This is a genomic window from Streptomyces sp. GMY02 (assembly GCF_019056675.1).
In the GTDB taxonomy this organism is placed as follows: Bacteria; Actinomycetota; Actinomycetes; order Streptomycetales; family Streptomycetaceae; genus Streptomyces; species Streptomyces odonnellii.
In genome coordinates this window covers 4,590,018-4,602,500 of sequence record NZ_CP077658.1, presented here as the reverse complement: position 1 = coordinate 4,602,500, position 12,483 = coordinate 4,590,018, and the positions used below count along the sequence as shown (strand labels likewise).

General features: G+C 73.0%; 7 protein-coding genes (1 of these 7 cut by a window edge). 3 read left to right on the top strand and 4 right to left on the bottom strand.

Going from position 1 to position 12,483, the window contains the following annotated elements; translation table 11 throughout:
• Window positions 1-151 carry the beginning of a MarR family winged helix-turn-helix transcriptional regulator gene (locus KQY30_RS19350; protein ID WP_217307907.1) on the bottom strand. It extends 416 nt beyond the left edge of the window, so 151 of the gene's 567 nt are visible here — the first part of the coding sequence; its start codon is at window positions 149-151; the stop codon falls past the left edge of the window.
• Between the two features lie 153 nt (window positions 152-304).
• On the opposite strand from KQY30_RS19350, the gene KQY30_RS19345 reads away from it, so the two are divergent.
• Window positions 305-1,639 carry an MFS transporter gene (locus KQY30_RS19345; RefSeq protein WP_217311166.1) on the top strand — a complete coding sequence of 445 codons (1,335 nt, stop codon included), beginning with the start codon at window positions 305-307 and terminating at the stop codon, window positions 1,637-1,639.
• Between the two features lie 20 nt (window positions 1,640-1,659).
• Here KQY30_RS19345 and KQY30_RS19340 read toward each other — a convergent pair whose 3' ends face one another.
• Window positions 1,660-3,282 carry a SpoIIE family protein phosphatase gene (locus KQY30_RS19340; RefSeq protein ID WP_217307906.1) on the bottom strand — a complete coding sequence of 541 codons (1,623 nt, stop codon included), beginning with the start codon at window positions 3,280-3,282 and terminating at the stop codon, window positions 1,660-1,662.
• 293 nt (window positions 3,283-3,575) lie between these two features.
• A complete protein-coding gene (locus KQY30_RS19335; protein ID WP_254407218.1) occupies window positions 3,576-4,871 on the bottom strand; it encodes an NAD(P)/FAD-dependent oxidoreductase in 1,296 nt (431 codons plus the stop codon).
• A gap of 424 nt (window positions 4,872-5,295) precedes the next feature.
• On the opposite strand from KQY30_RS19335, the gene KQY30_RS19330 reads away from it, so the two are divergent.
• Both KQY30_RS19330 and KQY30_RS19325 read left to right on the top strand, forming a co-directional pair.
• Entirely contained in the window at window positions 5,296-6,036 is a 741-nt protein-coding gene (locus KQY30_RS19330; protein WP_217307905.1) for a TetR/AcrR family transcriptional regulator, read from the top strand.
• A 451-nt stretch (window positions 6,037-6,487) separates the two neighbouring features.
• A complete protein-coding gene (locus KQY30_RS19325; protein WP_217307904.1) occupies window positions 6,488-8,773 on the top strand; it encodes a sigma-70 family RNA polymerase sigma factor in 2,286 nt (761 codons plus the stop codon).
• 76 nt (window positions 8,774-8,849) lie between these two features.
• Here KQY30_RS19325 and KQY30_RS19320 read toward each other — a convergent pair whose 3' ends face one another.
• Window positions 8,850-12,395 carry a BTAD domain-containing putative transcriptional regulator gene (locus KQY30_RS19320; protein WP_217307903.1) on the bottom strand — a complete coding sequence of 1,182 codons (3,546 nt, stop codon included), beginning with the start codon at window positions 12,393-12,395 and terminating at the stop codon, window positions 8,850-8,852.
• Between the last annotated feature and the right edge of the window lie 88 nt (window positions 12,396-12,483).

Here is a 12,483-nt window from a genome sequence, read left to right as displayed (position 1 = left end):
TCATACGGCGGTTCAGCCGGCCCAGCGCCGAGACGACCTGTTCGACCTGGGGGTCCAGATCGCGGAACTCGCGCTGGTAGGCCGCGATTTGCTCGTCGAGGCTCGGTTCCTGGGGGTCCGGCGGGCCGGGCTTCTCGGGGGTGTCGGGCATCGGGGCAGTATGCCACGGGCGTCCATTGGCGTTGAAGTCCTTCGATGTGTATTGTTGAAGTCCTAACTTTAGCTTCGAAGTCTTCAGGCTTCAGCTTCTTTCCGTCTTCGATCTTTGATCGATCTGTTGAGGCAGGTGAGTGTGACCAGGGCGATGGGCGCTGCGATGCGCCGGATCCAGGCAGGGAACGCGCTGAGCGCGTTCGGTCTCGGGTTCACGGTTCCGTATCTCTATGTGTATGTCGCCCAGGTGCGAGGCCTGGGCGCGAGTACGGCGGGTGCCGTGCTGGCCGTCTTCGCCATGGCCGCGCTGGTCGTGCTGCCGTTCACCGGGCGGGTCATCGACCGGCGCGGGCCGCTGCCCGTACTGATCAGCGGTGCGGTGCTGGCGTCGTCGGGGGCGCTGGTCATGGGGCTGGCGGGCAATGTCCCGACGGCTGTACTGGCCGCTGTACTGCTGGGCGCCGGTACAGCCGTGATGCAGCCGGCGCTGGCCACGATGATCGTCTGGTGCTCGACGCCGTCGACACGGACGCGGGCGTTCGCGACGCAGTTCTTCCTCGCGAACCTGGGGCTCGGGGTCGGCGGGCTGATCGGCGGGCAGATCGTCGACGAGGACCGGGCGGGCTCGTTCACGCTGCTGTTCTCCGTCGAGGCGCTGATGTTCCTCGTACTGGCGGGGACGGCCGCCACCGTCCGGCTGCCCCGGCCCGCCTCTGTCGTCGGCGCCGCCTCGACCAGTGCCTCCGCTGCCTCCGCCGCCTCCGCGAAAGACAGCGCCGAGAGCGGCGCCAAGAACACCGGCGGGCTGCGGGCCATGCTGCGGCACCGGGCCATGGTGCAGCTCTGCGTGCTCGGGTTCGTGCTGTTCTTCGCCTGCTACGGGCAGTTCGAATCGGGGCTCGCCGCCTATGGCACCGAGGCCGCCGGGATCGACCCGGCCACGCTCGGGGTCGCGCTGGCCGCCAACACCGCGGTGATCGTGGTCGCGCAGTTCGTCGTCCTGCGGCTGGTCGAGCGGCGCAGGCGCAGCCGGGTGATCGCGGCGGTCGGGCTGATCTGGACGGTCGCGTGGCTCATGGCGGGGTACGCGGGGCTCGGACACGGCAGCGCCACCATGGCGACGGCCGCGTTCATCTCCACGTACGCGCTGTTCGGGCTCGGCGAGGCGATGCTGTCGCCGACCGTGGCGCCGCTGGTGGCCGATCTGGCGCCGGTGTCCGCGGTCGGGCAGTACAACTCGGCGTTCGCGCTGGTCAAGCAGCTCGCGCTGGCGCTCGGCCCGGCTGTCGGCGGGCCGATGGGGGCCGCGCTGCCCGGCCCGTACATCGTGACGTTCGTGCTGTTCTCGCTGGGCATCACGGTGCTGGCGCTGCGTCTTGGCCGGCGGCTCACGCCCGTACAGGATCAGCCGTCGCTCGCGCCGGCCTCGCGTCTGGTCGCACGGCACACCCCGGAGACGGCTCCCGAGCCGGCTCCGGCCCGCTGACGCTCGATCAGCCCCGGGGCTCAGTGCGGCAGGGCGAACTCGCACCAGACCGCCTTGCCGCCGCCCGGGGTACGGCGTGAGCCCCACGACGAGGCGATGGTCGCGATGATGGAGATACCGCGGCCCGCCTCGTCCGCCGGTTCCGCTCTGCGGCGGCGCGGCAGATGCTCGTCGCCGTCCGTCACCTCGATGATCAGCCGGCGGTCGGTGCGCCGGAGTCTGAGGCGCATGGGCGGGGTGCCGTGCTGGAGGGAGTTCGCGACCAGTTCGCTGGTGGCGAGCACGCCCAGATCGCGCAGTTCGACCGGGAAGCGCCAGGAGGCGAGGACCCCGGTGGCGAACGCGCGGGCGCGCGGGGCGGCTTCGACTCCGCCCAGCAGATCGAGCGCCGCGTTGTGGAACAGCTCCGCGTCCGGGCCCGTACGGGAGGGGTGCTGGAGGACGAGCACCGCCACGTCGTCGTCGTGCTCGGCGGTCACCCCGAGGGAGCGGATCAGCCGGTCGCAGACGACCTGCGGCGAGCCCTGCGCGCCGGCGAGGGCGCGCTCCAGAGCGGCGACGCCTTCGTCGATGTCCTCGCCCCTGCGCTCGACCAGGCCGTCGGTGTAGAGAACGGCGGTGGAGCCGGGCGGGAGCGGGACCGTGCCCGAGCTGTGGAGCCAGCCGCCGGTGCCGAGGGGCGGTCCTTTCGGGTCCTCGGCGCGCCGTACCGTACCGTCCTCGGCGCGCACCAGGATCGGGAGATGGCCGGCGGACGCGTACACGAGCCGGCCCTCGTTGGGGTCGTGGACGGCATAGACGCAGGTGGCGATCTGGCTGGCGTCGATCTCGGCGGCGAGTCCGTCGAGGAGCTGGAGCACTTCGTGCGGCGGCAGATCGAGCCGGGCATAGGCGCGGACGGCGGTACGGAGCTGGCCCATGACGGCTGCCGCGCGCACCCCGCGGCCCATCACATCGCCGATGACCAGGGCCGTGCGCCCGGCGCCGAGGGTGATCACGTCGTACCAGTCGCCGCCGACCGCCGCGTCCGCGCCGCCGGGCTGGTAGGTGGCGGCGACCCGGAGGTCGTCCGGCTGCTCCAGCTTCTGCGGGAGGAGCGAGCGCTGGAGGGTGACGGCGGTCTTGCGGTGCCGGCGCTCGCTGGTGCGCAGCCGGTCGGCCGCCTCGGCGTGGTCGGTGACATCGGCGGCGAAGACGAGGACGCCGCCGGTGCCACGGCAGTCGACGGGGGTGCAGGTGACGGTGTACGAGCCCTCTCCGGCGACCTGCACCTTGCGGGACTTGACCGTACGGGGCTTGCCGCTGCGCAGCACCTGGTCCAGCAGCGGGAGCAGCCCCAGCTCGGCGAGTTCGGGGCAGCTCTCGGCGGCGGTGACGCCGGGCGGGCGGGCGCCGAAGGCGGTGGTGTACGCGTCGTTCACATAGGCCAGCCGGTGTTCGGGGCCGTACAGCAGGGCGACCAGGGCGGGGAGTCCGCCGAGGATCTCGGCCGCGGAGAGGTCGTCGAGGGCGGGAAGGTCCGTCACCGGGTCGGGCGGCTGTTCGTACTCAGCACGGGCCGCGGGCACGGAACCGCGGTCCGTCCGCGCGGCGGCGCGGCGCTGTGTACCGGGGAGCCGGGCGCTCCAACGCGTGAAGTTCACGGATTCTCAGGCCTCATGGTGTCGTCGTGCGGTCGTCTTGGCCGGGCTGGTCGGGCCGGGCTGGTCGTCGGGGCCGGTTGCGCCGAGCGGGCCGGATCACTCTGTGCAGATGTGAACCCACCTATGGTCACACGTCCGGTCTGGTCGAGCACACTGACGGGGGCACCGGCCGTGTCCGGGTCGTACTCGGGTCGTTGACGCCTCCCCCGGGCGACCGCGGTCCACGGCGGTCGGCCGGTGTCAGCGGTGCGCGGGAGTTCCGTACCGCCGTGGGGACGGTGATATGGCTGCCATCACGTGTCCTTGGGCCGTTCGCCGCCCGCGGCGAGTTCGAACTCCGCGCGCGGGTGTTCCAGCGAGCCGAGCGAGACGATCTCGCGCTTGAAGAGCCCGGATAGGGTCCATTCCGCGAGAACGCGGGCCTTCCTGTTGAAGGTGGGGACGCGGCTGAGGTGGTACACACGGTGCATCAGCCATGCGGGATAGCCTTTGAGCTTACGGCCGTACACATGCGCCACGCCCTTGTGGAGGCCGAGGGACGCGACCGAACCCGCGTACGCGTGACGGTAGTCCTGGAGGGGCTCGTCGCGCAGGGAAGCGACGATGTTCGCCGCGAGAACTCCGGCTTGGCGGACGGCGTGCTGGGCGTTCGGGGCACACAGGGCGCCTGCTTTGTCCGCTGTCAGATCGGGTACGGCCGCGGCGTCGCCGGCGCCCCAGGCGTGCCCGGTGCCCTCGACGGCGAGCGTGGCGGCGCACTTCAGCCGGCCGCGTCCGTTGAGCGGCAGACCGCTGGCGGCGAGGACCGGGTGCGGCTTGACGCCGGCGGTCCAGACGACCGTACGGGTACGGAACCGGGCGCCGTCGCTGAGGACGGCGACGCGGTCCTCGCAGGAGTCGAGTCGCGTTTCGAGCCGGACGTCGATATTGCGGGCGCGCAGTTCGCGGACGGCGTAGCGGCCCATCTCGTCGCCGACCTCGGGCAGGATGCGGTCGGTGGCCTCGACGAGGATCCACTTCAGGTCGTCGGCCTTGATGTTGTGGTAGTACCGCGAGGCGTAGCGGGCCATGTCCTCCAGTTCGGCGAGCGCCTCGACGCCCGCGTAGCCGCCGCCGACGAAGACGAAGGTGAGGGCGGCGCTGCGGATCGCGGGGTCACGGGTGGAGGAGGCGATGTCCATCTGCTCGATGACATGGTTGCGCAGGCCGATGGCCTCCTCGACGGTCTTGAAGCCGATGCCGTGCTCGGCGAGACCGGGGACCGGGAGGGTACGGGAGACGGAGCCGGGGGCGAGGACGAGTTCGTCGTAGGTGATCTCGACGGTGCCGTCGCCCTCCTCTTCCTCGGACGCGAGGGTCTTGAGGGTGGCCGTGCGTCTGGAGTGGTCGATGGCGGTGGCTTCGCCGATGATGATCGTGCACTTCTCCAGCACGCGGCGGAGGGGAACGACGACATGGCGGGGCGAGATGTTCCCGGCTGCCGCTTCGGGCAGGAACGGCTGATACGTCATATAAGGGTCGGGCGATACCACAATGACCTCGGCCTCGCCGCTTCTCAGCTTCCGCTGGAGGCGCAGCGCGGTGTACATCCCGACATAGCCACCGCCGACGATCAGGATGCGCGCACCGGGCGTGGGTGCGGGGGTCGTCCCCGGGGGAGATCTCTGCCTTCACCATCCCATGACGCACCGGGGCCCCGTGTTTGTCCACAGCCGCGACAGATTGTGTGACCGGAGGCCTTCGCCGGGCCCGGCCGGGCAAAAGCGCAGGTATTGACGGAGGGGCGCAGGTCAGCGGGGGCGCAGGGGGTGGCGGGCCGGGGGTGAATCAGGCACGTTCCGGTCCTTGCTCCGATCGGGGGGCGCTCCGTGCGGAACTACCCTCTTCTGAATTGACCCGGGCTCAACTATGTTCGTACCTCGTCGGAGTGTCCGGTCCGTGACTGGGCCGGCACACACGGCCAAGTCGAGGCGGGGGTCTCCGGGGGGAGACATCATTACCGGGGGAACGGTTATGCACATTCAGGATTCGCATTGGCAGACCGCTGTCGTCACGGATGGCGGCGGACGGGCCGGTACGGGCGGGGCGGGTCGCTCGGCGCCGTTAAGGGTGGACGCACAGCGCAATCTGGAGCATGTACTGCGCGCGGCGCGCGAGGTGTTCGGCGAGCTGGGATACGGGGCGCCGATGGAGGACGTGGCGCGCCGGGCCCGGGTCGGGGTCGGCACGGTCTACCGGCGGTTTCCCAGCAAGGACGTGCTGGTCCGGCGAATAGCCGAGGAGGAGACCGCCAGGCTGACGGACCAGGCGCGGACGGCGCTGGGGCAGGAGGAGGAGCCCTGGTCGGCGCTCTCGCGTTTCCTGCGCACCTCGGTGGCGTCGGGCGCGGGACGGCTGCTGCCGCCGCATGTGCTGCGGGTCGGGGTGGACGTCGAGGACGCGGCCATGGGTCCCGGCGGTCAGGGTGAGGCGCGGGTGCCGCAGCAGCGGCAGCCCGATCTGCGGGTGGTCGGGCAGCGGCCGTCGGCGGAGGAGCTGGACGATCCGGGGGCCGTGGAGCTGCTGGAGGTCGTCGGGCAGTTGGTGGAGCGGGCACGGGCCGCGGGCGAGCTGCGCGGGGATGTGTCGGTGGCGGATGTGCTGCTGGTGATAGCCACGGCGGCGCCCTCACTGCCGGACGCGGCGCAGCAGGCGGCGGCTTCGGCGCGGCTGCTGGACATCCTGCTGGAGGGGCTGCGGTCGCGGCCTTCATAAGGGGCGTTCATCGGGACGGCCTTCATCGGGGGCGTTCATCGGGACGGCGTTCATCGGGGGCGTTCGTCGGGACGGCGTTCTTTGTGACGGGTTTCTTCGGGACGGCGCTCTTCGTGACGGGCTCCTTCGTGAAGGGCGTCGGCCCGGCCGGGGTGCGGGCGGGCTGACCGGGGTGCGGGCGGTTTGCGGCCTTGCGGCGTGACCGTCGCGGCTTGGCAGTTGCCGCTCGCGGCCCGGGAGTTGGCGGGCGTTCCGCTCGAACTGGCATAGCGCCGGGAGGGGTTGAGCCTTCCCCGAACGGGTGAACGTTAACGCCGGTGTCCGGGAAACGTCCCCGGATGAGTGGTTGCCGGGCTCGAAGGTCCGGGCGCCGGGGCGCTCTGTGGCACTCTGTCCCGGTGTTCGGGTCAAAGGGTGCGTTCAGAGGGCCGCGCGTACGGGGGCTTCCGCGATGAGCGGTGACGGACGGGACGAGCCGCTCGGAGGCGGTGGTGCCGACGGCGGTACGGAACCCGGCGGGACGGTCCCTCCGCAGGTGCCGAACCAGGGCGGCCCCATAGACGCCCCGGGCCCGGGCGGGCCCGGCAACGCGGCCGGGCCCGGCGGTCCTGGCGGGCGCGCTTCGGGGGCGCCGGGGGTGCCAGGTGGCCCGGGCATCCCCGGTGTCCCGAGTGTCCCTGAGCAGAGCGGGCCCGGCGGGTCCGGGCGGCCGGCCGGGTTTCCCGGCGGTCTGATGCCTCATCCCTCGACGGGTTCGCCGGCCGGTGCCGGTGCTGGACCGGTCGAGGCGGAGAGCAGCGTGCCCCAGCAGCGCGAGCCCGGCGGCGTGTCCTCGGCGGTGCCGGCCGCGTCGACCGCGTCGGCCGAGCCGTCCGTCATCGACCCCTCAGCGCCCGGGGGGCCTCCCTCGGACGCCGATCTGATCCAGCGGATGCGGGACGGCGACGACAGCGCGTACGAGGAGCTGTTCCGCAGGCACTCGGACGCGGTGCGCCGTTATGCCCGTACGTGCTGCCGCGACGCGCACACCGCGGACGATCTCACGGCCGAGGTGTTCGCCCGTACCCTCCAGGCGGTACGGGGCGGAGCCGGGCCGGAGCAGGCGGTGCGGGCGTATCTGCTCACGACCGTACGACGGGTGGCCGCCTCCTGGACGAAGTCCGCGAAGCGGGAGCAACTGGTCGAGGACTTCGCGGTGTTCGCGGCGCAGGCCGCGCGTTCCTCCGAGGTCTCCGACAGGGACGCGCTGGATCTGGGCGCGGATGTTCTGGCGATGCGCGAGGCCGAGCACTCCATGGCGATGCGGGCCTTCCGCAGTCTGCCCGAGCGCTGGCAGGCGGTGCTCTGGCACACCGCGGTCGAGGAGGAGTCGCCGAGCGAGGTCGCGCCGCTCTTCGGGTTGAGCGCCAATGCCACGGCGGTCCTGGCCCATCGGGCGCGCGAGGGGCTCAAGCAGGCCTATTTGCAGGCCCATGTGAATACGGCGAACACCTCGGGCGGCGACTGCGCACGGTACGCGGACCGGCTCGGGGCGTATGCCCGCGGTGGGCTGCGGACCCGGGCGGAGCGCGGGCTGCGCAAGCATCTGGAGGAGTGCGCCAAGTGCCGTCTCGCGGTGGGCGAGTTGGCGCACATCAATGACAAGATCCCGGCGCAGGTGCTGCCGGTCGCGGTGATCGGCTGGTTCGCCGCGGGCTATTCGCTCAAGGCCGCCGGAATCGTGGCGGGCGGAGCCGCGGGCGCGGCGGGGGCGGGTGCCGCGGCGGCGGCCACCGGCGGCGGCGCGACAGCCTCGGGCGGTACGGCGGGGGCGGCGGGCGCGGCTTCCGGTGGTGCGGCCGGTACGGCTTCCGGTGGTGCCGGGGGTGGGGCGGCGGGAGGGGCTGCCGCGTCCGAGGGGCTGGGCGCGCCGGTGAAGGCGGGGATCGCGGGTCTGGTGGCCGTCGCGGCGGCGGCCGGCCTGGTGTACGCGCTGGTCAACGACTCGGCGCCGGAGCGGGCGCCCAAGGCGAAGCCTCCGGTCGCGCAGCCCGTCGTACCGCAGAAGCCGGTTCCTTCGCCGCCCTCGCCCGAACCGCCCGCGCCGGAGCCCAGGCCGTCTCCGCCGAAGCCCACGCCGTCCCCCACCCCGAAATCGACCCCGTCCCCGAAGCCCAGCGCGAGCCCGAGCCCGAGCCCGAAAACACCGCCGAAGCCCACGCCCGCGCCCCGGCCGACGCCCACGAAGCCCAGGCCTCCCGTACCGCCGGTGCCCCCGCCCGTACCGGCGCCCACGCCCAGCCCGACGCCGCCACCGCCACCGCCTGTGGACTACCAGCTCAACCGGCTCCCGTACGACGTCCTGGGTGACGGCACCGGGCCGGAGGTGCGGCTCGTCGGCAGCAGTTGGCTGTGGCAGCGCTCCAGGATGGCCGTGGGCGGCACGCGGTACGGAGACGGCGTGACCGTGCACGCGGCGTCGTCGGTCACCATCGACCTCAACCGGAGCTGTGTCACCTACGCGGCCATGGTCGGCGTGGACGATCTGACGCACGGCCTCGGCGCCGTGCGCTTCTCGCTGTACGGGGACGGGGGGCGGCTCTGGCGCTCGCCGGTGCTGCGCGGCGGGGACGCGGCCGTACCGATGCGGGTGGGGATCGAGGGACAGGAGACGATCCGGCTGGTGGTCGAACCGCACCGCCCGTTCGACCGGGTGGCACTCGCCGACTGGGCCCAGTCCCGGATCAGTTGCCGATAGCACCGCACAGCCAACCCGTCCGGCGCTTGAGGACAAGACACAGCCAGCCCGTCCGGCGATTCAGGGCAAGGCATCGCTAGACCGTTCCGCGATCGTCGTCGGCACTCTGCTCAGCCGGCCCGTCCGGCAGGCCCGGCCCGTCCGGCAGGTCCAGCAGGGCCGCCGCCTGCTCCAGCGTGAGCGACAGGCCCGCGCCGCGCTCCGCCTCGTACCCCCGCGCCCCCAGGACCGCGCGGGCGTGCGCCTCGGTACGTTCCGCCTCGGCGCGCTCCGGTACGGAACGGACGCTGCCGGACCGCCAGGTGCCCGCCGCGGACAGGAGCCGTACGGCGAGTCCCGGTTCGCCCGCGAGCACCAGGACCGGCACCGCCATCTCGGCGATCTGGGCGACGAAGAGATCCGACAGGCGGCTCTCCTTCGCCGACCGGAGCACGGCCGCCAGGGAACGCGCCGCCGCCACCGGGCCCTTCTCCTCGTGCATGGCGATCCGCGCGTCCAGCGCGTCGATGCCGACGATGAAGTGCGGCGGCGGCGTGCCGTACTCCCCGGCGGCGCGCGCCGTGTCCAGCAGCACTCTGGCCTGCTCGTACTCGCCGCGGTCCAGGGCCAGGACCGCGCGCATGAAGGGGACGAAGGCGCGGGTGTCCTGGACGTCGTAGCGCTCGGCGTCGGCGGACGCGGCGTCCAGGCCCTTCTCGGCGGCGTCGGAGTCACCGGCGCGGTACGCCAGCTCGGCGAGGCGGGCGAGCAGGAACGGCGCCTCGGCGTGCGCGCCGACCTCGCGGGCGAACCGCAGCGCTTCCTCGTACGCGTCGCGCGCCTCCTCGTACCGCCCGCGCGCCATCCGGGCCTCGCCGGTGGCGCTCGCGATCTGGGCGAGCATCCAGCGGTCGCCGACGCGACGGGTCAGCTCGCGCAGCTCGGCCAGGTCCTCGTCGACAGCCGTCATGCCCCCGGAGAGATCGACGGACATGTGCGCACGCCCCATCACCATCACGCCGACCTCCCAGTCGCCTCCGTGCACCCGGCAGTTGGCGATGGCGTCGTCCATGGCGGCGCGGATGTCGACGGTCTCCTCGCTGAAGTAGGCGAGCATGCACCAGAGCAGTCCGGGGAGGCGGGCGGACTGCGGTCCGGGCCGGCCGAAGACCTCCAGCATGCGGCGGATCCGGCTGCGGAAGAGCGGGTCCGTACGGACCTGCTCGGTCTGGCCGCTCTCGCTGGTGTAGAAGAGCCACATCACCTGGCTCTGCATCCGGGGCCAGTACGACGGGTCGGCGGGGTCCGTCTTGTCCGGCCCGAGCGCCAGGGCGTGTTCCGTCCAGGACAGGCCCTCGGCACGGTAGTTGCGCAGCCACCAGAACCAGCTCATGGCGAGGACCAGCCGCAGCGCCGACTCCTCGTCGCGCGCGGCGACGGAGCGGTGGAGGGCCGCGCGGATGTTGTCGAGTTCGGTCTCCAGGCGGCGGATCCAGGGGAGTTGCTCCCCGGAGCGGAGCAGCGGATCGGCCTGCTCGGCGAGGCCGGTGAAGTACGCGATGTGCGCGCGCTCGGCGGCGGCCCTGACGGCCGGTGCCTCGGCGGCGCGTTCGGCGGCGTACTCGTGGATGGTCTCCAGCAGTCGGTACCGCATCCCACCGCCGGGGGCGGGCGCGGCGACGACGAGGGACTTGTCCACGAGCGCGCCCAGCACGTCGGGAACGTCAGGGACATCGGGGGCGCCTGGAACGCCGGGCACATCAGCGGCGCCGGAAACGCCAGGAACATCAGCGGCGCCGGGAGCGAGCGGGCCGGGGGTGTGCGGGCCGGGGGTGTGCGGGGCGCCCGCGCATATGCCCTCGGCCGCCGTCAGGTCCCAGCCGCCCGCGAAGACGGACACCTGGCGCAGCACCGTACGCTCCCGCTCGTCCAGCAGGTCCCAGGACCAGTCGACGACCGCGCGCAGGGTCTGCTGACGCGGCAGCACCGTCCGGCTCCCACTCGTCAACAACCGGAAACGATCGTCCAGCCGGTCCGCGATCTGCCGCGGCGACAACATCCGCAACCGCGCCGCCGCCAGCTCGATCGCCAACGGCAGACCATCCAGCCGACGGCAGATCTCCCCCACCGCACCCGCATCCTCACCCGCCTCAAACCCCGGCCGCACCGCGCGCCCCCGCTCCGCGAACAACCGGAACGCCGGATCCGGCGGCAACGGCTCCACCGGACGCACCACCTCACCCCACACCCCCAGCGGCTCCCGGCTGGTGGCGAGGATCCGCAGACCGGGGCAGCGGGTGAGCAGGGTCTCGGCGAGAGCGGCGGCAGCACCGATCACATGCTCACAGTTGTCGAGGATCAGCAGCGTGTCGCGGCGCGCGAGGTGCTCGACGAGACGGGCGGTCGGGTCGTCCTGGACGGGCCTGACCTCGTGGGTGGTGAGCTGGGTCTCGCGCAGACCGAGCGCGCTCACAACGGCGCCCGGGACGGCCGACGGGGCTTCCAGCGGGGCGAGTTCGACCAGCCAGGCGCCGGAGGGCGCGGACTCCTCGGCAAGGCGGGTCTTGCCGGAGCCGCCGGGGCCGGTGAGCGTGACAAGGCGGAAGTGGCTCAAGTCGGCGCGGATGGCTTCGAGTTCGGGCTCGCGGCCGACGAAGGAGGTCAGCCGGGGGCGCAGATTGCCGCGTGGCTCGGCGCCGGGGCGACCGGCTTCCGCGCCGGTGGGGGTGCCGGTGTCGGTACGGGTGCCGATGCCCGTGTCGCGGCTGATGCCCATGCCGATGCCCGTGCCGATGCCGGTGTCGGGGCGAATGCCGGGGCGCGTGCTGGTGCTGGTGCTGGTGCTGGTGCTGGTGAGGGGACTCGTACCGGGCGGCGGGCTCGTACCGGTGGAGAGGTTCCCGCCGACCGGCGGCCCGTCGCCGGCCCGCATTCTCTTGTGCAGCGCGGCCAGTTCGGGCCCGGGGTCGGCGCCGAGCCCGTCGGCGAGTGCGCGGCGGGTGTCCTCGTACGCGGCGAGAGCGTCGGCCCGGCGGCCCTCCGCCCACAGGGCCCGGATGAACTGGGCGCGGAAGGGTTCGTCGTACGGATGGGCCGCGACCAGTTCCATCAGCTCCGGTACGAGCGTGTCCGTGGCGCCCCGCCGCAGATCGGCCTCGATACGGTGCTTGTGCGCGGCCAGCCGCTGGGCCTCCGGCCGTACGGCGTACTCACGGCCATGGCCGGGCAGATCGGCGAGGGCGGGTCCGCGCCAGAGCGCGAGCGCCTCGCGGAGGGTGCGGGCGGCGGCCACGGGGTCGCCCGCGTCGAGCCGGGCGGCGCCTTCGCGGGCGAGGCGCTCGAAGACGTACAGATCGACATCGTCGCGTACGGCGGCCAGCCGGTATCCTCCGCCGGGCACCGAATCGATCGCCTCCTTGCCGAGGGCTCGCCGGAGCCGTCCGACGAGCGCCTGGAGCGCGGCGGGGGCGTCGTGCGGGGGCTCGTCGCCCCATACGTCGTCCACCAGCTCCGTGACGGCGACGGCCCGCCCCGGCCGCAGCGCGAGCGCGCACAGCAGGGCCCGGACTCGGGCGCCGCCGAGCGCCGGACCGCCGCCGTGGTCGTCGCGCGCCTCGGTGGTGCCCAGGATGAGATACCGCACGGAGCCATTGTGGACGCCGGGTGTGACAACGCGGTCGCGGCGTGGCCCTGGGCGCTTGGCCTCGCCGGATCCGCGGTGGCGTGGCCCT